Origin of the sequence: Streptomyces sp. NPDC051662 (assembly GCF_040681655.1) — a bacterium.
Lineage (GTDB): Bacteria > Actinomycetota > Actinomycetes > Streptomycetales > Streptomycetaceae > Streptomyces.
Genome location: NZ_JBFAZD010000008.1, coordinates 251,143 through 271,526, shown reverse-complemented (window position 1 = coordinate 271,526; position 20,384 = coordinate 251,143). Strand labels below are relative to the sequence as shown.

Here is a 20,384-nt window from a genome sequence, read left to right as displayed (position 1 = left end):
CGCAGGAGGCCCGCCACCCTTCGGTGCCCGCGCTCACCGTAGGGGTGGCCGGGTGGTGGCCCAGTCTGCCGGGCCTGACCGGGTATGCCCGCCGCACCGACGTCGTCCCCTCCCGTGCGTGTCACCGCCCCAAACTGGCTGCCTTGACCGCGCGTTGCGCGAAGACGTTCTCCTGGCGGTCCTCCATCTGCCGCAAAGCGTCCTTGCGATCCCGCTTGGAGAGCCGGTCAAGATACGTGTGGCCGACGAGGTGATCGGTCTCATGCTGCAGACATCGGGCGAAGTAACCCATCCCCTCGATAACGAGAGGGTTGCCGTCCTTGTCGAATCCACGAGCGACGGCACGATCGGTGCGAGGAACCGCCATGGCGGCGCCGGGCACGGACAGGCAGCCCTCGAAGTCGTCAACGAGTCGGCGGCTACCTGGATCGGGCAGCTCCAGCACTGGGTTGATGAGGTGACCGACATGCCGGATCCCATAGTCGTCCGGGCAGTCATACACGAACAGCCGCAGGTCGACGCCCACCTGGTTGGCGGCCAGGCCGGCGCCGTCGGCCACATACATGGTCAGGAACATGTCGTCGATCAAGGTCGACAACTCCGGAGTTCCGAACTCGGTCACCTCCCGGCAGGGACGGCTCAGCACCTCCTCACCCACCACCGTGACCCTGCGAACCGAACCCCGTTGCGCCTCCGGTGGCAGGGCTGGATAGGCGTCCACTGGGCGGCCTTGAACGCGGACTCGCCGGTCGACGGGACGGGACCGCTCGGGACGAACAGACATGGCTGTTTCCTCTTTTGCGCACGCCACAGATGCCGCGGAGGTCACCGCGGCTGATGCCTTCAGCAAGGATTACCGCTTGCCAAGACCTTTGCAAAGTAGCAGACTTTGCAAAGTGCCTGAAGATGACGTCAACGCCCCAGACGACCGGACAGCCAGCAGCGGCGACGAATTGCGGGAGCACGAAGTCCGCACGGCCTTGCTGGACCTACTGGCCGAAGTCGGTACCGTCACGGCGACCGAAGCCGCCTCCCGGCTCGGCTACAGCTCTGGCCTCTGCTCGTTCCATCTACGCCAGCTCGCACGCCACGGACAGATCGAAGAGGCCCCCCACAGCGGGGGCCGTGCACGTCCCTGGCGTCTGAAGCAGCAGACCCACGCCGCAGACGCGCCTATGGAGGAGCAGTTCGGCGACTTGGCCCGCGGGCTGGAGGACGAGAGCTGGCAACGATGGCTGACCCAGCGAGAGGAGGCGCCATCCGAATGGCGCCACGACGAGGCCTTCAGTGCCGTCGCCTACCTGACGCCTGAGGAGATGAGCCGAGTCGCGAACGTGATGCGACGGGCCCTCGCGCCCTACCAGGACCGCGAGCAACGCCCCCTGGCCCGCCCTGACGGCGCTCGACCGGTGGCCCTCATCACCCGGCTGTTCCCCCTGCTTCCCCACACAGCGGACGGCGAGGACGAGGACTGAGAAGCCGTCAGCCGCCAGCCGTCAGCCCCACTCTGGGAACGTCTACGGTCGAGGAACGAGGTTCATCGTTTCGGGGCATGGACCATCGCGTGGGTCGCGGCGCGTGTCAGCTCAGGGCGGCTGAGGACGTCGGTGCTGTCGATGAACTGGTCGATCGTGCCGATCGTCGGCAGCGCGCGGATGGTCGGGTCGGTGATACGGGCAGTCAGCGCCGCGGTGAACCGTTCGGCACGCAGCACCTGGAACGGGCGGCTGTGATACGGACGCGTGGCGGGGTCAACCGGGTCGGTGAGGGCGAGTTGGTTGTGCGCGGCCGCGACGGCCTCGTAGGCATGGGCCAAGTGGTTCTCGCGGGTATGCCAGTCGGTGGCGGCGAGGGCCGAGGTGAGGGGCCGGGTGAGGGCGGGCGCCTGGGAAGTACGGGCGAAGGCGCTGCCGAGCCATTTGCTGTAGGGCGGGTAGCGGCGGTCCATGAGCAGGCAGAGCCGCATCAGGTCGCGGACCAGCCGGGCGGCGGCGACGGCGGAGCCGAGTTCATCACCCACTTCGCCACAGCGCCCGACGAAGGCTTCTTCCCGGGAGACGCGCTGCCATTGGCAGGCGAGGAGGTAGAGCCAGAGGTCGTGGGGATACCAGTGGAGGTTGGCGCGTGCCGGGGCGAGTTGGCCGAGTCCGTCGTGGAAGACCGCACCGGCGGTCACCTCGGCCAGGAGCTGGGCGGGAGTGGCCAGCCAGTCCGCCAAGGTGACGCCCTTACGGGGGTCGAAGCCCAGCTGCGCGATGAACCAGGTCCCCGGGTCGGTGACTTCGACGCGGTGGTGAACCGGTCCCTTGGTCGCCTGCATGACTCGGATATCCACCTCGTCTGTCGGGGCGAAGTGCGTCGGGTAGCCGCAGAAGGCCTTCGGCAGGCGTTCGGAGAGCACCTTTTTGATGCCCGTGCTGTGGCGGGTGACGTCCTGCGGGTGCAGGAAGATCTGCAGACGGGGACCCCACTCGTGGTCCGCGGAGCGGGCGGTGTCGAATCCCAGGACTTCCGAGCCGCTCCCAAGACGGGCGGCGGAGTACGTGATCGCGGGGGCGGTCTCCTCCAGCAGGGGCCGCACCGCTTCGAGGTAGAAGCGGCGGGAGAGCTCCAGTCCGGGGATGAAGGGCGGTGTGGTCATGACGGGAGCGTGCCGGATCGGCTCTGGTTGGTCGAAGGTTTTTCCACGTCCGGCGGAGCGGCGCACCCGCCAGTGCGTAGCGCCTGGAGAGGCACTCCTGTCCCGCCTCTGGAGCCGATGCTTCTCCTGTGCCATCAGCAACCTCCCGCACGCCGTCGAGTACGCCGGGGCCCCGGTCCGGATGGTGCGGCGCGACGGACACGAGTCCATGGGCCTCGCTGCCGCGATCGGCGTGCTGGTCACCGAGCCGGCCTGGGAGCTCCTGGGCGCCGGCGCTTCCCCGCGGGAGTGGTGGGCAGCCATCGCACGGGGTGCGCGGTGGCGCACGGCGGGACAAGGGGCAGTTCGCCCTGTAGGTGGAGTGGCTGGGCCGGTCGGTTGGCGTCGGTACCCTGGATCGCATGTCTACTGCCCCGGTTCGTGTTCGTTTCGCCCCGTCCCCGACCGGCATGTTCCATGTCGGTGGCGCACGGTCCGCTCTCTACAACTGGGCCGTGGCACGACAGTCCGGCGGCGTTTTTGTCCTGCGGATCGAGGACACCGACGCGGCCCGCAACAAGCCGGAGTGGATCGACGGCATCGTCAACGCCTTGGCGGCCATTGGCATCCATGGTGAGGACACCGCCTTCGAGGGGCCGTACTTCCAGTCGCACAACGCCGCCCGGCACAGCGAGGCCGCCCAGGAGCTCTACGCGGCGGGCAAGGCGTACTACTGCGACTGCACCCGTGAGCAGCTGAAGGAGCGCACGAGGTCGGAGCACCTCGGGTACGACGGCTTCTGCCGCGACCGCGGCCTCGCGTTCGAGGAAGGGCGGGCGCTGCGGTTCCGGACGCCGGATGAGGGTGAGACGGTCGTCGTCGATCTCATCCGAGGGGAGCCCGCGTTCCCGAACAACGCGATCGAGGACTTCGTCATCGCCCGCGGCGACGGATCCCCGGTTTTCCTGATCGCCAACGTTGTCGATGACGTGGACGAGGGCATCACCCAGGTCATCCGTGGTGACGAGCACCTGTCGAATACGCCGAAACAGCAGTTGCTGTGGGAGGCGCTCGGCGCGCAGCCGCCGGTGTGGGCGCACCTGCCCGTGATCGTGAATGAGAAGCGGCAGAAGTTGTCGAAGCGCCGGGACAAGGTGGCGCTGGAGGACTACTTGGCCGAGGGCTTTCTGCCCGAGGCGATGGTGAACTATCTGATGCTGCTCGGCTGGGGGCCTGGCGATGACCAGGAGATCCTTCCGTACGAGGAGCTGGAGGCGCGCTTTCGGATCGAGGACGTCGGTACGTCGCCGGCGTTCTTCGACGTGAAGAAGCTGACCGCGTTCAACGGTGACTACATCCGCGCCCTGGCGCCGGAGCGGTTCGCCGCCGTCTGCGCGCCGTGGCTCGTCGCCCCGTACGCGCCGTGGCAGCCGGAGGCATTCGACCGGGCCGTCCTCGAAAAGGTGGCGCCGCTGGCCCAGACGAGGATTGCGTTGCTGTCGGAGATCACCAGTTATGTGGACTTCCTGTTCCTCGACGAGCCGGTCGAGGACGAGGCGTCGTGGAGCAAGGCGATGAAGGCGGGCGCCCGCGACGTTCTGCGTGACGCCCGCGTCGAGCTGGCCGCCGTCGCGGACTGGCAGGCGGACGACCTGAAGGCGGTCCTGCTCGCCGTCGGTGAGAAGCACGGGCTGAAGCTGGGCAAGGCCCAGGCACCCATCCGGGTCGCGGTCACCGGCCGGACGATCGGACTCCCGCTGTTCGAGTCCATGGAGCTGCTCGGCCGGGACCGTGTGCTGGCCCGTTTGGACGCTGCGACCACGAAGCCGGCCGCGCAGGCGTAGGGCGTGTTGCGAAAGTCCCGCCTGGCCTGCGGGCGGACGGCGCTACTTTCGCAACACGCCCCAGCCGCGGCGAGGTCCGGCGGATACGGAGCCGTGCGCGCTTACCGCCGTCGGCGACCGAGGATCACAATGATCAAGCGCCAGATGTTCGGCCGCGCGGGTTCCGCCCCCATTGCCCAAGTGGCTCCCGTTCGCCCTGCCGAGAACACCGTGGCACTCAGCTGCGTGGATCACGCTACCGAGCCCGTGCACCGCCGCCCGTACTCTCTCCGCCGGAGGTGGACAGCACGCTCCGGGCCGGAAGAGGGAGATCGACGCCCGCCTCTCGTAGCGCTCGGGCGGTCATCTCCAGCGCCCAGTCGTCGTACTTGTTACGAGCGAAGTGCAGGAGCGATACCTCGCGCAGCGCGTCGTCACCGAGGCTCCTCCCGTTCAGACGGGCGACTTCCAGGTAAGCCGATTGGTCGTGCGAGGAGGTGCCGTGCGCGGAGGCGCGGAGCGCCAGACCCGGCATGAAATTCCAGCGCAGGGGCAATTCCCCCACCAATGACCGGTCCGCGGTCTCGTGCAGCGTCAACCACAGGCAGAGCTGGTCGTTCGGGACGAAATGAGCACGGTGCGGACCTGTGGCGATTTGTTCGTAGAGCTCGGCCCAGCGGACGCACAGCGGGCGCAGAACGTCAGCGCGACCGAGCAGCACACCGGAGTTCCAGCAGAGCAGTTGATCGAGTTCCGCGGGTGAGAGTTGAAGTCCCAAGGCCCGACCGAGGAGGTCACGGATGTCATCCACCGAGGGGTCGCGGGCGGTGAAGTTGAGGCGGCCGAAACCCATCAGAGTGGGGACTACCGGGCGGCGGAGCAGCATCATCAACGGCCGGCCCCCGTGTGGCTCCTTGTCCCGCAGGTTCCGTATCCGCAGTACGTCGTCCAGCAGCAGGGTGTCCGAGTCGATATACAGGATGTCGTCGAAGGGGGCCGAGCCGATAGCCCCGATCTTGAGCAGCCTTGACCGGATGAACTCGTCTTCGACGGCGAGCGGGGCGACGACGAGTTCTACCCGCAGACGACGCGCCGCCGCCTCCGCGCGTTCGTCCGAGACGTCCACCACAAGCCGTACCGGTACGGAAGGCGAGTACCTGCGCAGAGAGCTGATGGAGGCCATGGCGAACGGCACATGGCTATGTGTCGCGGCGAATACCACCCCGAAATCCGAGCGATGCTGGACCTCGTCTCGTTGTGTGCTCTCGGACATGCGCTCCCCTGGTGGCATGGGTGCCGGTTCTTCACCGTGCACGGTCGCGGCGGAGCGACCTCCGCAGCGTGGCTCTGGGCTATCCGTCGGGATACTGGGCTTCGTCTGCCGGCGCCGGCCCGGTCGCCGGCGCATCCTCAAGCAAGGTCAATGCCCGGCTGATCCGGGTCAGGGAGCGGTCCCGCCCCAGTAGGTGAATCGACTCGTAGAGCGGAAGGGACACCGATGCTCCCGTGACAGCCACGCGTACGGCGGCCAGCCGGCCGCGGTCGACTGCCCCGCGCATTGCCCGAGTGATCCCTTCCATGTCCCATGGGTCGATTGGCCGCAGTGCCGCGGCGGCACAGCGCAGGCCTGCTCGGGCCTCGTCCGTCGGGAGACCGGCGCGAGGATCCTCGGTACTACGGAACTCGTCCTCCCCGAGCAGGAGAAAGGCCAGAAGCCTGGGCGCGTCCCGTAGCACTGTGGTGCGGGGCTGGACGAGGGGCAGGGCGGTCCTCAGCACGTGTTCCGCGGGACCTCGGCTGGGCAGCCCGGACCGTTCGAGATGAGGTCGCAGGGCTGTGACGAAGTGTCCCGGGCTCAATGCGCGAATGTGAGCCGCGTTCAGTAAGCGCACACGAGCCGGATCGAATTGTGCGGGGGCCGGGCTGACCCGTTTCAGGCTGAAGGCGGCGACCATTTCCGCGAGGGTGAACACCTCCCGTCCCTCGGGCGGCGACCATCCGAGCCGGGCGAGGTGGTTGACCATGGCCTCCGGCAGACAGCCCTCGTCGCGGTAGCGGAGCACATGTGCCTCTGGGCTGCTGCGGCCCAGCCGTCGTCGGTTCGCCCCCACCACAGAAGGCAGATGGCCGAATCGGGGGACGTGTGCGGAGACGCCGATGCGGTGGAGCGCGTCATGCAGGGCGAGGTGGCCAGGGGTCGCGGGAAGCAGACTCTCGCCGCGCAGGACGTGGGTGATCCCCATCAGGGCGTCGTCGACGGGATTCGCAAGGGCGTAGAGGGGCGCGCCGGTGCTGCGGGTGAGAGCCGGGTCAGGAACGGTGCCCGCCCGGAAGACGACGCGACCGCGCACCAAGTCATCGACGACCGCATCACGATCGGGCACCCGCAGTCTCCAGACGGGGCGGCGTCCCTCCGCGTGAAACTCCTGGATCTGACGTTGTGTCAGCCGCCGGTCGTGGTTGTCGTAGCCGAGTCGTGGATCACCGCCGGCCGCTGCTCGACGGGCCGCGGCCTCCTGGCGGGTGGAGTAGCACGGGTAGACCTCTCCTGCCTCACGCAGGCGTCGCAGGATCTCCGCGTAGATGTCACCGCGCCGGCTCTGCCGGTACGGTGCGTGCGGACCGCCGGTTCCCGGCCCTTCGTCCCAGGGGAGATTCAACCAACGTAGGGCCTCCAGTTGGGGTTGCTCGTACTCCGGTCGCACGCGTGCCGTATCGGTGTCCTCCAGACGCAGCACGAAAACTCCTTGCCTGCTGCGGGCGAACACCCAGTTGAAAAGGGCCGCATGAGCCAAGCCGACGCTGGGCGGGCCGACCGGCGAGGGGGTGTAGCGCACCCTGGTCACGTCAATCAGCCGTGCCGCCCTTCTTCCGGCCAGGCGCCGACACCGGCGCCATGGCCCTGCCGCCTTCGAATGGCCTGCGGCCCAGCCGCACGGCCAGCGAAGCGGTGAAAGAGTGTACGAAGAGGTGGTAGAGCAGAGGGGCGAACTCTTCGCGTACCTCGCCGTGGACGGGCAGAATGGTCCCTGCCTCGCGTTCCGTCCACTCTTTCCCGCAGGACTCCAGGGGTACGACTGCCACCACCCGACGGCCCAGGTCACGCGCCCGAATGGCGACGGCCCGGGCGTTGCTCCGGGTACGTCCGGGCTGGGCCAGAACGATCAGCGGCAGATCGGCGGGGAGAGCGAAACGTTCGACATGACACCACTCCTCAAGATCCTGCCCGGCTGCCAGAACCCCCGCACCCTCAATGATCTTGGCCGCGCAGAACATGGCTGTGCCCTGTCCGGGGCCGCTCCCGGCCAGCAGTATCGCGGGGGCATCGGCGAGTTCCCCGCCGAGCACGTGGCCGGCGCTCGATGTGTTCCGTACGGTGGCGTCCATGGGCCCGGCCAGTTCGGCGATTTCCCGCCGAAGACGGTCGGCCCGAGTTCCGTCGAGCACCGCCCGGCCCTCGCCCAGTGCCACGGCGATCAGCAGCAGGCCCAGTAGCGAGCTCTGGTAGGTACGGATTCCGGGGGAGCGTTCCCGGTCGGGCGGCCGGACCAGGAGGGTCCGCTCCGCGATCTCGGTGAGCGGGCTCCCGGCCTGTGCGGTGACGCCGATCGTCAGGGCGCCGCTCGCGCGGCATCGGGCCACCGCCTCAAGGACCCGGTCGGTCCGGCCGGAGGCCGATACCGCGATCACCAGGTCTCTCCCGGGGCCCGCGGTGGGGCGTGGACCGTATTCCAGTAGACGCAGGGCGCTCCACGGCCGGCAGTCGACCTCGGTGAAGGCGGCGAAGGCGGATTCCGCGGCGCGGGCGGCATGGTAGGAGTCTCCGTCGCCCGTGAGATGGACGTTGCCCACGGCGGCCCACTCGGCCGGGCTCAACAGTTCGGCGGCCCGGGTTCCGCAGGGTGCTGTCAGCAGACGTAAGTCGTCGGCCAGTGCCTTGGCTTGATCGATCATCACCTCGGGTCGGCACTGTTCAGGCACGTTCGGCCTCCTCTACGCCGCCTTCGGGGCGAACACCGTCATTTCCAGCTCTGCCAACGGCGGCGACGTACTTCTTGACTCGCACCGCGTCCACCGGGCCGCCCCAACCGCCTCGCTGGAGGCACCGCCCCACGAACGCTCCATCGGCCACAGCCAGCAGGCGGGCCGCATTGGTGTGGTCGGTGTGCCCCGCGAGAAGCAGCGGAAGACCGGGGCAGGCGCGACGCAGAGCGGCGATCTTCTTCAGCAGCGCGGCTTCGTCCGGGTCGCTCACGGCGAGGGCGTCCGCTCCCGCCTGTTCGGCCCATCGCCCCACCTGCCCGATGGACGGACTGTCGCCCAGCCAGGAGAAGTGCATGGATGACACCTCGGCGACGACCTGCACCCCCCAGGCCCCGATCTTCTTCCTGTACTCCATGACGCCGGTCGGATCCGCCTCCACAAGTCCGTGAGGGGAGAGGGTCGCCCCCACCAGTGTGGCCACTCGGACGAAGTCGACCTCCGTTGTCCGCGCCACGGCCAGCGACGCCCGTACGGCGTTCCGCATCATCTGCACCCCGACGCGGAACTCGGCACCGACCGCCTCGCGGACCGCGCGCACCGTCAGCGCCATGGCGGCTGTGCGGGCCGGATCGCTGTCGTCCGCCGCGCCGGCCACCCGGTCGGCGGTCTGCACCAGGCAGCCGTTCGCGCCGCCCTCGCGCAGGGCGAGGGCGTCCGCCACGGCTCGGTCGATGATCTCGGGCAGACTCCCGTCCCGGTGGAAGGGCGTACCGGGAAGTGGGGCGAGATGCACCATCCCCAGGACGGTGGGGCCCTGTGCCCGCAGCGGTCCGGCCGCCGCCTCTCCTGGACCGATGGCGCTCACCCGGACGCTCGCTGCCGGAGACGCGAGAAGGCCAGAGTCAGGTCTTCCCAGGGGCGTGAAGTGGTCACGCGGACGGAGCCGCCCCCCAGGCAGAAGGTGAGAACTCCGGGGAAGACCGAGACGCCGGTGTCGTGGAGCAGCCGCCTGAAGCACAGGTAGGAGTCGTCGAAGGAAGGGAACTCCACCGTCGCGTTGATGGAGTGCAGGGGAGTGACCACACTGGCCGGGATGTTCTCCAGCCCCGTCACCGCCGCGGCGCGCACCGCACGCAACGACTCCTCGCGTGCACAGCGTTCCAGGCGGTAGCTTCTGTAGGCGGCCCGCAGCAGGTCCGGCTCCAGCCGGTATCCCGCCTCGAACTCGGCGCACTCGACCGTTCCGGGTTCGACCAGGCCCTCGGCCATCCACCGTTCCATCCGGGCCAGCACTTCCACCGCCGTGTAGAAGAAGGACGGCGGACCGCCGAACGCTGTGGAGGCATACTCGTGGTACTCATCCACGAGGCGGCGGTCAGCGAGGATCCATCCCACCTTCAGCCCCGGCGCCGACCATGCCTTGGAGAGACTGCTGACGCGCACCACATGGGGTGCGCGCCGGGCCGACGAACGGAGCCGTTCGGGCCCGAGCCATTCATGGCACTCGTCAAGGATCACAACGCATGAGGGCGCCGCCGCTCGGATCAGCGCGGCCAGTTCGTCTTCCGCTACGACCGCCCCGGTGGGATTTCCCGCCGTCTGCAGCAGCACCATGGGGGTGTCCGGCCGGATCGCCTCGATCAGCGGTGCCAGCGAGATACGGCCCCCGCACGCAGGCAGTGGGACCAGCTTCACCGGGTTGCGGCGGGCGGTGGTCTCGACCAACGGAGGGTAGTTCGGTATGGCGCACAGCACCGGGGGGCGCGAGCCGCTGCCCTTCGACCACCCATAGGGGCCCGTGAGGATCAGATCGGCCAGGGAGCTGATCGCTACTGTGCCGCCCATGGTGATGGCGACCTCGGACTCGTCGTAGCCGCCCTTGTCGATCCGGGCGTTCTCGTACCCGGCGATGGCGCTTCGGGCGGCCTCACGGCCTCGTGAGTCGGAGTACCCGTACCAGTCGCGGTCGAGAGCGTAGCGAATGCACTGCTTGAGCGCTCCCGGCAGCCCCCAGACCTCCTCGCTCACCGAGCCCCCCGACAGGATCACATGGGACCGCTCCCGCAGCGCACCGTAAAGGTCGTCGCGGAAGAACCAGTTGAACAGTTCCTTCACCATCCGTACGGTGGCTCGCGATTCGAGTACCTCTTCCACGTCCACGGTCCGCAGAGGCGGCGCCGAGCGCCATCGTTCCGCGAGCCAGGGCCGCAGCGCGTCTGCTCCGAGGGCGTGCTCCACGCGGCCCAACCACAGGTCTCTCAGCTCGAAAGGGTCGTGTGGATCACGTGCCCGGGCGAAGACGTCCAGTGCCGCGGCGTCGACATGGGGCAGGAATACGGTGTCCTTCCGATGCGAGACAGCTGTGTGCCGGGCCATCGTGAGTGCCTCGTCCGGCACCGTCGGCGTCACTACCGGAGGGACGGAAGCGAACAGTTGCATACTCACTCCCAAGAGCGGACTCGATACTGAGATGCCTCGTCCGGTGGGCTGCGAAGTGGGCGCGGACGCCCGTCAGACGATGCGGAGCCGTTGGAGATGGCGCAGCCCCACTCCTGAGGCCGGCGCCGCTGTTCTGCCGTGGAAGAAGCGGCGGTTGTCCACCACGATCAGCAGGCCCGCCTCCCAACGCACGCCCGCGGCCCGCGTTGTGTACATCGCGGCCAGCAGTCGCCGCAGGACCGCGTTGACCCGCTCCGGCTCGGGTTCCGGCTCGGGGGCGTGGTGGGGTCCGGGCGTGTACCGCCACAGCAGCCGCTGGCCCATGAAGTCGCGGAAGGAGAACACCGGGCGCCCGTCCTCGTAGCGCAGTACGGGGGGCGGAGTACCGGCCCGATAGGCGATGGCCCTCAGCAAGTCCTTCTCCTCGCGGTCCAGCCGACTCGCCACCTCCGCCATCGATACGAGCACGGTCAGCGCCGCAGCCGCACCCCCTGGGGCACGGCACATCAGCACGATGTAGCGGGGCTGCTGTGCGATGCCGCGTCCGCTGCCCTCGCTGTGCAGAGCCAGCGCGTCCCGAGCGAAGGGCTGCATCGCCGGGTCCTCGGTCCGATTCCGGACGCTGCACAGGTTGAGTACGACCTGCTCCTCGGTGAAGGGAAGTACCGCGGGATCGGTCTCTGGCTGCGGTGTCCCCAACATGGAACCGAACCGCAGCAGTTGGCGTACCGGCAGAGGGCTGCCCAACCTCGCCGACGCGAAGCCGTGCTCCCGCACCATGTCGACGAGCGATTTGCCGCCACGAGCCGGAAACGCTCCGGCGCGCAGTCGCAGCGGTGGGGGTGAGGGAGGCTGAAGCACCATGCCACTGTGCAGAAGGGATCGTCTCAGCGAGCGGTGAGTATCGTTTTCCCGTTCGATTAACTCTGTTAACTCTGTATCGGTCAAAGCGCACCCCCTTCGCGCGGTTTTCACTGTATCCAGACCCATCGGCAGCAGTGAGTGCATTGCAAGCCATCATCTGGCCAGAACGGTCTTCTTGCGGTGCCGTCCAGTTGAATTGCCGGCACTACATCAGAGTGCGGAACGGAAATCACTGTTCGCCTTCTCCCTTACGGAATGCGCATGCTCTATCTTTGCTCCGTGGACGAAATTATGCGTTCAGTCGCCGAAGCCGTCCGACACCACACCGCCAAGGCGAACGCGCCGGCTTCGCCGCCCGACGCCGACACCCCGCTCAAAGAAGCCGGGCTGGATTCCCTCGCTCTGGTGGGCCTCATATCCCATGTGGAAGAACACTTCGCGGTGGTCTTCCCCGACCGCATGCTCTCCCGGGCGACGTTCCACAGCGTTCGGACCGTGGCCGCGGCCGTCCAAGAGCTGAGAGGAGGGGCCTGATGGCTCCACGGAACGAAGCGGGCGTACCTCAGTTCACCAATCATCCCGATTCCACGCAGAATCGGGTCACGGTACTGGACTGTCTGGCCCGCAACGCCCGTGTGCTCGGCCCGGCGGCCTACCTCACCGCGGTGGACCCCGACGGAGGGGAGCACACCCTCACTTTCGCGGAGGCGGAACTCCTCAGTCGCCGCCTGGCCCATTGGTTGCGTGCGGAAGCGGGCGCGGCACCGGGCGCTGTGGTGGGGCTGGCACCCGCCAACGACGTCAGTTCGGTGCTCGCGTTGCTGGCCTTGTTGCGGACCGGTGCCACGGTGCTGCTTCTGGGGCCCCACGACCCTCCCGAGCGAACGCGGTCGCAGACAGCGCCTCTGGGAGTCAGGACCGTCATGCGCTCGCCGGCGCTGCCCGCAGGGGAACCGACTCCCGGGCTGCCCCGGCTGCTCCCCATTCCCGACATCCGGCGGGAGACCGACACCCGTGAGGGCGACCGGGACGGCCGGTCCGCCATCGACCATGCCGTCGCCCTCACCGATGACGCTCTCGTGTTCGCCACATCCGGCTCCACCGCCGCCTCCAAACTGGTCGTGCAGTCCCATCTGAACCTGGTGTCCAACGCGGAGATGCTCACCCAGCACCACGGACTGCGGCCGGGAGACCGCCTGTTGGGATGCCTCCCGATCCATCACGTCAACGGCCTGCACTTCACGGTTCTGGCGCCGTTGGTCGCGGGGGCTCATGTGGTGCTGGCCCACGGTTTCGATCCACTGGCGCACCCTCGTCTGATCGACCGCCATCGCCCACGGATCGCCAGCGTCGTCCCATCGGTTCTGGACGCCCTGCTGGAAACCTGGCGTCGGCCGCGGCCACAGGAACGTCTCGGCTACTTCGTCACGGCTGCCGCCCCACTGACCTCCAGCACCGCGCGTTCCGTGGCCGAGCGCCTCCAGGTGCCGATCGTGCAGGGCTACGGACTGACCGAAACGACCAACTTCGCCACCACCATGCCGCACGGCCTGACGGAGGAGCTGTACCGGCGGCTCGTCCTGGACGAGGGCATTCCGTCCGTGGGGGTACCTCTGCGCGGAACCGGACTCGTCGTGCTGCGCGAGGACGGTACCCGGGCGGCCCCTGGCGAGGTCGGCGAGGTTTGCATGCGCGGTCCGCATGTGATGTCGCGGTACGAAGGGAACCCCGAAGCCACCGGCCGGGCGATACGCGAGGGCTGGTTTCACTCCCAGGACCTGGGCCGGACCTGGCGGGATCCGGCATCGGGCCGTACGTTCCTGACCCTCACCGGGAGGATCAAGAACATCGCCAAGGTCGGTGGCGAGGCCGTTTCCCTGGACGAGATGGACCGGGTACTGCGAGCCGTGCCCCGGGTGCGCGACGCGGCCTGTGCCGCTCTTCCCCACCGACTGCTGGGCGAACACGTCGTAGCCGCGGTCGTTCTCGACCCGGGGACCGCGACGGCGGAGCTCGAAGAGCGCCTGGCCGCCGTCTTCCCCGCTGCCGTCCTGCCGCGCCGCATCGTGACACTGGACGCCATCCCTCGGACGGCCACGGGCAAGGTGCTGCGCCCCGAGCTCGCCCGGCGGCTGACGACAGACGAACCCCCCGTCGCAGGGCGGTGACGTCACCTCGCCACGAGCCGTCGCTGTAGGTACACACGGTGCACTCCGGCGTCTTCCAGTACCGGCCCCTGCTGCTCGAAACCGAGATGTGCCAGCAGCGCCCAGGTGCCCCGCAAGTCCGGATTGGCCTGGGCTCTGAGAGCGTCAGCTCCTTGGGAACGGGCTTCCGACACGGCCTGACGAAGGCAGCGCAGCCCGGCCGGCTCACCGGCTTCGAGCAGCGCGGGAAGAACCGCCAGTCTGCTGAGATAAAGGGGGCGCGCGGCCGGTTCGAAGCGGACCTCGTCCGGCGGAAAGGGCGGTTCGGCGGTCAAGGTGAATGACGCCACGGCGGAACCGCTCCTGCGCAGCACCCGGACGCACCCGTCACGTACCCGGCTCCTGGTGGTTCGCGGATTCCGCTGGGGAGCCGGCGTACCGCTGAGCCGGGCGTGCAGGGCGTCGCTCGCGCACAGCAGGGCGTGCACCTCGATGTCGAGGTGCGCGATCTCCCACTGCCCGCTGCCCGCCTGGGGGGAGACTTCGTGATCCGGCGCGGCAGCCGGCTCAGACATGTGCCGCCCCTCCCATACGTGTCGGACCGCCTGGCGTGGAGTCGGCCGCGGGCAGCGCCTCGTCGACGAGTGTCATCCGCTCAGGTGAGGTGAGCGGCATGTGGGGCACGCCGAAGGCGAGCAGCTCGAAGGGTTCTCGGGCCTCCCGGCGGGTCCGAACCCCGTGCGCGTACCGCGCCGGCACGAAGATGGTGTCGCCCGGGCCGATCTCGTAGTCGACTCCGTCGACATGGATGAGACCTCGGGCGCGCAGCACGTACAACAGGTGGGCGCCGGGGTGGGTATGCAGTTCGAAGGCGCTTCCGGGCTGCATCACGAGCCGGTCCACACCGATCTCGATATCAGGGTCGATCTTTTCCGCGGCGCCCTCGACGCCTTCGACGCCGGCCAGCACGATGCCGGCCGGGTCCGTAAGATTCACTGTCCGTTTCCCGAGAACGTTACGGATATGCCGGTCCGCGTCGAATTTCTCACTCATGCATCCTCCTAGTCACACCGTCCTACCCAGCCCGTTCGGGGAGTGAAAACACAAGGGTGAGAATGGCGGAAAGAGCAGTGGGTTCCAGGTTGTCGGAAGCGGCGCTGGTACAGGTGTTCACCTCTGTTTTCTGAGTGATTGGGGGAGAGAAAGAATTGAGCCCCCGAGGCTTGTACAGGCTTGTTGCGGATCTCTTTCGGTCATTCTTCGTCGTCTGTTCTGTCTCATGGAAGAACACTCCTGCGCCGAGCAGGCGGGTACGTCAGCGGACGGAGAATCGGTACACGGTACGCGCCCGGTACAGACCGCCCGGATCCAGTCGACAGGACGGGTAGTCGGAGCGATTGGGCGCGTCGGGCAGGGGGCCGGTTTCCAGGCACAGCCCGACGCGCGGCCTCTGTGCCCAGTGGTCAGCCGAGTACACGCCGACGGCGGGCTGGTCCGTGTACACCCGCATCATTCGGCCGCTGCCCCCGTCGGAAAGCGTCGCCACCCATCCCTCACCATCGGCGCTGAGCCGTCCGACCGAGTCGTCGCCGACACCGGTGTGCCCGACACCGGTGTGCCCGACACCGGTCTGCCCGACGTCGGTGTGCCCGACACCGGTCTGCCCGACATCGAGGGGCGCGATACCGAGGGGCGCGATACCGAGGGGCGCGAAATGCCTCTCCAGCACGTAGCAGTTGTCCAGCACCACCGCGTTGAGCCGGCGGTGGCCGGTGAAGTCCAGCGCGGTGCCGACCACCGGAACGGGGTCGCCGGCGAGCGGCATCAGCTGGGCATCGAAGACCACGGCGTGCCGAGCATTGAGCCGCAGCCAATGCCCGTCCACCGTTCCGGCCCCGGCGAGGTTCCAGAAGGCGTGGTTGGTGAACCCCACGATGGTCGGTGCCGACGCCGTCGCCCGGTACTCCACCGTCAGACGCTGATCCGGGCCCACCCGGTAGACGGCCTCCGTCCGCAGTTCGCCCGGATAGCCCTGATCGCCGTCCGGGCTGGTCAAACGCATACGCAGCACCGCCTCGTCCCCGTCGTGGTCCGCTTCCGCCTCCCACACGTAGCGGTCCATCCCCCAGGTGCCGCCGTGCACGTGGTGGGGCCCGTCGTTACGCTCAAGTCGGTACTCCGTACCGTCCAGTCGGAACCTGCCGTGCGAGATCCCGCGGCAGTACCTGCCGATGGTGGCGCCCACGTACGGATTGCGTGCGCGGTCCTGGTACGCGGCCAGATCGGGCAGGCGCGCCACGACGTTGGCCCGGTGGCCCTCTGGATCGGGCGCCAACACCTCGACCAGCGTCGCCCCGTAGGTCCAGACGGTGACCGCGAAGCCGTCCCCGCCACCGAGGGTGTAGGCGTGCACGGGGCGAGGCCCCTGGCCGGAGTGTCCCGCGGTGGTTCCGACGTGGGAGCGCCGAATGTCCATCCCGTTCCTTCCTCCCTGCTCGATGTGCCCGAATGTCTGCGGTGGATCCATGGGCGTTGCGATGATGGGTGAAGCGGTTCCGTGACGAAGGGGAGGCGCGGTGCGGATCCATGGTGATGTGGTGCGCTTCGGCGTCCACTCCGGACAGCAGTACGAGAGCTTCGGGGCGTGCCTGGAGTTGTGGCAGCGAGCGGAGGAGCTCGGGTACGACTGGGTTTCGCTCTTCGACCATATGAGGCCGCCGCTCGGCGGCCCCGGCGGCCCTTGCCTGGAGGGGCCGACCTTGCTGGCCGGGCTCGCGGCACGGACACAACGAATTCGCTGTGGGCTGCTGGTCCTGGCCGTGCCCAACCGGCACCCCGCTTCGATGGCCGCCATCGCGGCTACCCTCGACCATGTGTCCGGGGGACGTCTGGAACTGGGACTCGGCTCGGGTGGTCCGGACCTGATGTACGACCAGTTCGGCTGGGAACGCCCGGCAGCCGCCGATCGCGCCGTCATGCTGGACGAGACCTGTCGCATCCTGCGCTCCATGTGGACCCTTGAGAGCACCGACTTCCACGGTCACCACTACCACCTGCGAGGGGCACACCTGGCGCCCAAACCACTTCAGTCTCACGTCCCCCTGGTGTTGGGAGGCTCGGGTGCCGGAGTTCTGCGTGCCGCCGCCCGACACGCGGACATCTGGAACACCCTGCCCGGCACCCCTGAGGCCTACCGGCGCCTGTGTGCCGCTCTGGACGACCAAAGCCGTGAGGCAGGACGGGAGTTGGCGGACATCCGGCAGTCCATCACCTTCCGCGCTGTCCTCGCCGAGGATGAGAACGAGGCCCGGCGCCGCCGGGAGGCGCTTCTCGGGCATCTGCCACCGGACTCGCCCCTGCTCGACGAGTATCTGAGCTTCGGTACCCCGGAGCAGTGTGTGGCCGATCTGGCGCGGTACGCGGCTCTCGGCGTGCGGGACTTCATTCTGGGCGCCCGCCCGCCCATCGACTGGACGACCGTGGAGCTCGTCGCCACCCGCGTGGCGCCTGCCCTGCGGCGCGTAGTGGTCGAGGGCTCTTCGGGATCCGGCCGATAGACCTCTCACCGGGCAGGTTTGAGCGCCCGGTAGACCGTACGGCAGGGGACCGCCGACTTCGAGCATGAACCCGACTCACATTTCGTGTACTGGGCGGCGATGTCGTGCTCGACGTGTACGAGCCCCGCCTCAGCGAGGGCTGACGTCACCTCGGCCGGGGAGATGTACCGGCTGGTCAGTGTCTGATCGACACGCACGATGCCGGTGTGGGAGCCGACCACGCCGGAGACCCTCAGCATGCCACGCTCCGCCTCGGTGTCCCACACCCCGCGTTTCGCCACGACGGTATCGTCCTCGTCGATGAGCGTGAGGTTGTTCCAGTGCCTGAAGTGCGCCAGTTCGAAGAGGTCGAAGACGAACTGTCCCCCCTCATGCAGGGCCGCTGCCACACAGGTGAAGCAGCGGACCAGATCCCGCGGGCTCTCGAAGTGATTGAGAGCCCCGTCCAAACACACGCAGGCGCCCACCGGCTCCGGAAGCCGGAAGTCCCGGGCATCCCCCTCGACCAGTCGCACATTGCCGGCGTGGACCTCGTCCGCCAGTACCTTTCCAGCGATCCGCAGCATAGGGGCGGAGCGGTCGAGGCCCGTGACCTGCCAACCTCGTTCGCTCAGAACGGCCGTCGTCACACCCGTACCACAGCACAGGTCCAGCACACTGCGTCTGTCGTCGGTCCTGTCCAGGTAATCCGCGAGTGCCGGAGAGTACTCCCGGACCCAGCCTGTGAAGTGGCGGTCATAGAAGTTCGCGAAACCCTGCGTGTAGTACGTCACCGTACGTCTCCCTCCACGGGCGGCGTGTGCTGGGTCAGCCCAGCACACGCTAGGACGGACAAGGCAGCGCACGACAGGTGGCGGGTGTTGGGGGCAGTGCGCCCCGCGTGCAACCGCGCGGCTTGTAACGGTCCCCGCGCGGCGCCCACTTACCCGCCGGAGTTACCTGCCGGAGCGGGACGCTCGCCCTCTGAGGAGAGGATCCGTGCGGACCATGGCGAATTCCCGCTTGTCCGTGTCGTCCTCGGTGAGGCCGCCGACCGCTTTGCGCCGGAATCCGTGACGGGAGTAGAGGCGTTCGGCCGTGTGGTTGCCCTCGCTCACTGACAGCCGCACCTCGACGAATCCGTGGTCCGCGGCCCAGCCGAGCGCCGCGTCCAGCAGCAGACCCCCCACCCCCTGTCCGCGTGACCGGGGCCGGACCCAGACGGAAACCAGTTCGGCGACCTGGGTCCCTGCCGGAACGACGCCGGCGAGCCCGCACGGTTCGCCGTCCTCCCTCGCGATGAACTGGCTTCGGCCTTCGAGTCGACGTCTCCACTGAGCCTCGGTGAGAGCTTCCTCGCGAGCCAACGAAGAGCCGAATTCCTGAGGCGCGTCAGTGAGGGCGGCAAGCCGAAGAGTGCGGTACAAGCGCCAGTCGGCGGGTTCCAGAGCGTGGATGGTAAGGGAGGACACCAGCAAACGTTCGCACATTGGGCAGCGAGCTACGGGCCCCGCCTCACCGTTTCACCCACGCCGTTCACCCTCACCGTCTCACCCACGCCGTTTACCCACGCCGGAAACCGCGGGCATGATGTCCGTCCGCCGGCGGCGTGTCGGGTGCCGGCCGCGGGGATCAAGGCCGTACGGCGACCCGCAGGGCCTGGCGTGCCTCGTCCAGCCGTTGCACGACGGTACGCGAGTTCGGGCCGCATACCGTGATCATCGCTATTCCCTGTCCCCAGCTGCTCGCCGGCACAATGCGCTGCCCGGCCCGATAGAGCGGGCTGAACTGTACGATCCACTCCTCCTGCGGCACCCGGTCGTACGACACCAAGGTGCCCAGATCGCGCGGGTAGACGACCACATGGCCGCTGGAGCGCTCCGCGGGCGGGCGTATCTCCCGAAACTCCGGAAAAGCCTCGCCCACTTGGGGCAGGAGAGCGGCCCGCACGAGACTCACGCCGAATCGGTGCCGGAAGGCGGGAGCGATTCCGCCGCCGCCCGGCCGGCCGCCGATCTCGCAGAACACCGGATGACCGGCCCGGTCCAGGAAGAACTGGAGGTGGGTCACGCCTGAGAACCACGGGAGCGTAGCGAGCACCTGATCGTTGTACGCCAGCGCCGTGTCGCGCTCCGGCCCGTCGTCGAGCAGGACGGAGCGGCAGGCTCCCCCCAACGGGAAGACCGTGTCGGGATCGAGCATCGTGGAAGCGGTAGCCACGACGGCGCTGCCGTGGTCCACCACCGAGTCGATATGGAACAGGCGGCCGTCGATGAACTCCTCCGCCTCGTAGCGGCACCCGTTCTTCAGCCCTTCACGGTCGAGCCGTTGGAGTTCTGAGCGGCTCCCCACGAGATGCACACCGGCGGACCCCATGGAGTCAACCGGTTTCAGTACGACCGCGCCGTGACGCTTCAGTAAGTCTTCCGCTTCACCGGGTCGCTCGATCGTCATGAACTCCGGTGTACGCACTCCGTGCGCGGCGAAGTGCTTCTTCATCCGCACCTTGTCCCGGAGAGGCAGCATCCGCTGCCAACCCGGTCCGGGCACGCCCAAAGCCTCACGCAACCGGGCCGCGGGGAGCAGAGTCCATTCCGAGAGTGAGACCACCGCGTCCACCGGCCGCCCGGCCGCCAGAGCGGGCACGCACTTCAGAACGTCCTGTTCGCTGTACGTGTCGGTGTGCATGACCGTGACGGCGTCCTCGGAACGCACATCACGCCCGCGTCCGGGACGCGTCAGAAACGTGACCTTGTACCGCTCGGGGTCGAGGAACGGCCGTCCGTCCGGAAAGCGGTACTTCCCATAGTCCGAACGATCGACGATGACGACGTGCCGGAGATCACGCATCATGGCTCCTCCTGGTCCAGAGGGAGAAGAAGGCTCCCGGCCGACAACCGAACGCTACCCATGGTGACGCATAGTATTCAACGGCCGCAGGCGGTTGGGCGGTTGCGACCGCGAGCTGTTC

At 68.2% G+C, this 20,384-nt stretch carries 19 protein-coding genes; 5 read left to right on the top strand and 14 right to left on the bottom strand.

The features are described 5' to 3' along the window. Nucleotides 1–121: 121 nt before the first annotated feature. The gene (gene def / locus AB0M67_RS16320) at nucleotides 122–784 is read right to left on the bottom strand and encodes a peptide deformylase (protein ID WP_365746027.1); all 663 of its coding nucleotides are present in this window, start codon (nucleotides 782–784) and stop codon (nucleotides 122–124) included. 112 nt (nucleotides 785–896) lie between these two features. Here def and AB0M67_RS16315 point away from each other — a divergent pair, with 112 nt between their 5' ends. Next, the gene (locus AB0M67_RS16315; protein ID WP_365746026.1) at nucleotides 897–1,475 is read left to right on the top strand and encodes a winged helix-turn-helix domain-containing protein; all 579 of its coding nucleotides are present in this window, start codon (nucleotides 897–899) and stop codon (nucleotides 1,473–1,475) included. A 62-nt stretch (nucleotides 1,476–1,537) separates the two neighbouring features. Here the strand turns inward: AB0M67_RS16315 and AB0M67_RS16310 are convergent, their stop codons facing one another. Next, a complete protein-coding gene (locus AB0M67_RS16310) occupies nucleotides 1,538–2,641 on the bottom strand; it encodes a DUF4037 domain-containing protein (protein ID WP_365746025.1) in 1,104 nt (367 codons plus the stop codon). 449 nt (nucleotides 2,642–3,090) lie between these two features. Between AB0M67_RS16310 and gltX (AB0M67_RS16305) the strand changes: the two genes are divergently transcribed. Further along, complete coding sequence (gene gltX / locus AB0M67_RS16305; protein WP_365746087.1) at nucleotides 3,091–4,464, top strand: glutamate--tRNA ligase; 1,374 nt, start codon at nucleotides 3,091–3,093, stop codon at nucleotides 4,462–4,464. 235 nt (nucleotides 4,465–4,699) lie between these two features. On the opposite strand, the gene AB0M67_RS16300 is transcribed toward gltX (AB0M67_RS16305), so the two are convergent. The 6 genes from AB0M67_RS16300 to AB0M67_RS16275 all read right to left on the bottom strand — a co-directional run bounded on the left by AB0M67_RS16300 (nucleotide 4,700) and on the right by AB0M67_RS16275 (nucleotide 11,730). Further along, nucleotides 4,700–5,716 carry a hypothetical protein gene (locus tag AB0M67_RS16300; protein ID WP_365746024.1) on the bottom strand — a complete coding sequence of 339 codons (1,017 nt, stop codon included), beginning with the start codon at nucleotides 5,714–5,716 and terminating at the stop codon, nucleotides 4,700–4,702. A gap of 79 nt (nucleotides 5,717–5,795) precedes the next feature. Continuing rightward, the gene (gene gltX / locus AB0M67_RS16295) at nucleotides 5,796–7,280 is read right to left on the bottom strand and encodes a glutamate--tRNA ligase (RefSeq protein ID WP_365746086.1); all 1,485 of its coding nucleotides are present in this window, start codon (nucleotides 7,278–7,280) and stop codon (nucleotides 5,796–5,798) included. 10 nt (nucleotides 7,281–7,290) lie between these two features. Further along, nucleotides 7,291–8,424: an SIS domain-containing protein gene (locus tag AB0M67_RS16290; protein ID WP_365746023.1), complete on the bottom strand. Its 1,134-nt coding sequence runs from the start codon at nucleotides 8,422–8,424 to the stop codon at nucleotides 7,291–7,293. Beyond that, a complete protein-coding gene (locus AB0M67_RS16285; RefSeq protein ID WP_365746022.1) occupies nucleotides 8,417–9,292 on the bottom strand; it encodes a BtpA/SgcQ family protein in 876 nt (291 codons plus the stop codon). The genes AB0M67_RS16290 and AB0M67_RS16285 overlap by 8 nt, the downstream gene beginning before the upstream one ends. After that, nucleotides 9,289–10,866 (bottom strand): pyridoxal phosphate-dependent aminotransferase, encoded by a 1,578-nt coding sequence (locus AB0M67_RS16280; RefSeq protein WP_365746021.1) that lies wholly within the window; start codon nucleotides 10,864–10,866, stop codon nucleotides 9,289–9,291. Before AB0M67_RS16280 ends, AB0M67_RS16285 begins: the two co-directional genes overlap by 4 nt. A gap of 72 nt (nucleotides 10,867–10,938) precedes the next feature. Beyond that, nucleotides 10,939–11,730 (bottom strand): TauD/TfdA family dioxygenase, encoded by a 792-nt coding sequence (locus tag AB0M67_RS16275; RefSeq protein WP_365746020.1) that lies wholly within the window; start codon nucleotides 11,728–11,730, stop codon nucleotides 10,939–10,941. 255 nt (nucleotides 11,731–11,985) lie between these two features. On the opposite strand from AB0M67_RS16275, the gene AB0M67_RS16270 reads away from it, so the two are divergent. Together AB0M67_RS16270 and AB0M67_RS16265 are read left to right on the top strand one after the other, a co-directional pair. Continuing rightward, on the top strand, nucleotides 11,986–12,264 hold the full coding sequence (locus AB0M67_RS16270; RefSeq protein ID WP_365746019.1) for a phosphopantetheine-binding protein: 279 nt from the start codon (nucleotides 11,986–11,988) through the stop codon (nucleotides 12,262–12,264). Next, nucleotides 12,264–13,898 carry a long-chain fatty acid--CoA ligase gene (locus tag AB0M67_RS16265; protein ID WP_365746018.1) on the top strand — a complete coding sequence of 545 codons (1,635 nt, stop codon included), beginning with the start codon at nucleotides 12,264–12,266 and terminating at the stop codon, nucleotides 13,896–13,898. Before AB0M67_RS16270 ends, AB0M67_RS16265 begins: the two co-directional genes overlap by 1 nt. A 2-nt stretch (nucleotides 13,899–13,900) precedes the next feature. Here AB0M67_RS16265 and AB0M67_RS16260 read toward each other — a convergent pair whose 3' ends face one another. The 3 genes from AB0M67_RS16260 to AB0M67_RS16250 form a co-directional block, all read right to left on the bottom strand. Next, on the bottom strand, nucleotides 13,901–14,452 hold the full coding sequence (locus AB0M67_RS16260; protein WP_365746017.1) for a hypothetical protein: 552 nt from the start codon (nucleotides 14,450–14,452) through the stop codon (nucleotides 13,901–13,903). Continuing rightward, nucleotides 14,445–14,930: a cupin domain-containing protein gene (locus AB0M67_RS16255; RefSeq protein ID WP_365746016.1), complete on the bottom strand. Its 486-nt coding sequence runs from the start codon at nucleotides 14,928–14,930 to the stop codon at nucleotides 14,445–14,447. Before AB0M67_RS16255 ends, AB0M67_RS16260 begins: the two co-directional genes overlap by 8 nt. Nucleotides 14,931–15,192: 262 nt before the next feature. Next, nucleotides 15,193–16,290, bottom strand: a complete 1,098-nt coding sequence (locus AB0M67_RS16250; protein WP_365746015.1) for an aldose epimerase family protein — start codon at nucleotides 16,288–16,290, stop codon at nucleotides 15,193–15,195. Nucleotides 16,291–16,453: 163 nt separating this feature from the next. On the opposite strand from AB0M67_RS16250, the gene AB0M67_RS16245 reads away from it, so the two are divergent. Beyond that, nucleotides 16,454–17,434, top strand: coding sequence for an LLM class flavin-dependent oxidoreductase (locus AB0M67_RS16245; RefSeq protein ID WP_365746014.1), 981 nt, complete (start codon nucleotides 16,454–16,456; stop codon nucleotides 17,432–17,434). Between the two features lie 5 nt (nucleotides 17,435–17,439). Here the strand turns inward: AB0M67_RS16245 and AB0M67_RS16240 are convergent, their stop codons facing one another. The 3 genes from AB0M67_RS16240 to AB0M67_RS16230 form a co-directional block, all read right to left on the bottom strand. Beyond that, a complete protein-coding gene (locus tag AB0M67_RS16240) occupies nucleotides 17,440–18,207 on the bottom strand; it encodes a class I SAM-dependent methyltransferase (RefSeq protein ID WP_365746013.1) in 768 nt (255 codons plus the stop codon). A gap of 162 nt (nucleotides 18,208–18,369) precedes the next feature. Then, nucleotides 18,370–18,903, bottom strand: coding sequence for a GNAT family N-acetyltransferase (locus tag AB0M67_RS16235; RefSeq protein WP_365746011.1), 534 nt, complete (start codon nucleotides 18,901–18,903; stop codon nucleotides 18,370–18,372). A gap of 142 nt (nucleotides 18,904–19,045) precedes the next feature. Further along, nucleotides 19,046–20,266, bottom strand: a complete 1,221-nt coding sequence (locus AB0M67_RS16230; RefSeq protein WP_365746010.1) for a hypothetical protein — start codon at nucleotides 20,264–20,266, stop codon at nucleotides 19,046–19,048. Nucleotides 20,267–20,384: the final 118 nt, after the last annotated feature.

Coding starts and splice junctions, on each gene's coding strand:
- def (WP_365746027.1), bottom strand. CDS start 784: ATGTCTGTTCGTCCCGAGCGGTCCCGTCCCGTCGACCGGCGAGTCCGC.
- AB0M67_RS16310 (WP_365746025.1), bottom strand. CDS start 2,641: ATGACCACACCGCCCTTCATCCCCGGACTGGAGCTCTCCCGCCGCTTC.
- gltX (WP_365746087.1), top strand. CDS start 3,091: ATGTTCCATGTCGGTGGCGCACGGTCCGCTCTCTACAACTGGGCCGTG.
- AB0M67_RS16300 (WP_365746024.1), bottom strand. CDS start 5,716: ATGTCCGAGAGCACACAACGAGACGAGGTCCAGCATCGCTCGGATTTC.
- AB0M67_RS16280 (WP_365746021.1), bottom strand. CDS start 10,866: ATGCAACTGTTCGCTTCCGTCCCTCCGGTAGTGACGCCGACGGTGCCG.
- AB0M67_RS16275 (WP_365746020.1), bottom strand. CDS start 11,730: ATGGTGCTTCAGCCTCCCTCACCCCCACCGCTGCGACTGCGCGCCGGA.
- AB0M67_RS16270 (WP_365746019.1), top strand. CDS start 11,986: ATGCGCATGCTCTATCTTTGCTCCGTGGACGAAATTATGCGTTCAGTC.
- AB0M67_RS16265 (WP_365746018.1), top strand. CDS start 12,264: ATGGCTCCACGGAACGAAGCGGGCGTACCTCAGTTCACCAATCATCCC.
- AB0M67_RS16260 (WP_365746017.1), bottom strand. CDS start 14,452: ATGTCTGAGCCGGCTGCCGCGCCGGATCACGAAGTCTCCCCCCAGGCG.
- AB0M67_RS16255 (WP_365746016.1), bottom strand. CDS start 14,930: ATGAGTGAGAAATTCGACGCGGACCGGCATATCCGTAACGTTCTCGGG.
- AB0M67_RS16235 (WP_365746011.1), bottom strand. CDS start 18,903: ATGTGCGAACGTTTGCTGGTGTCCTCCCTTACCATCCACGCTCTGGAA.
- AB0M67_RS16230 (WP_365746010.1), bottom strand. CDS start 20,266: ATGATGCGTGATCTCCGGCACGTCGTCATCGTCGATCGTTCGGACTAT.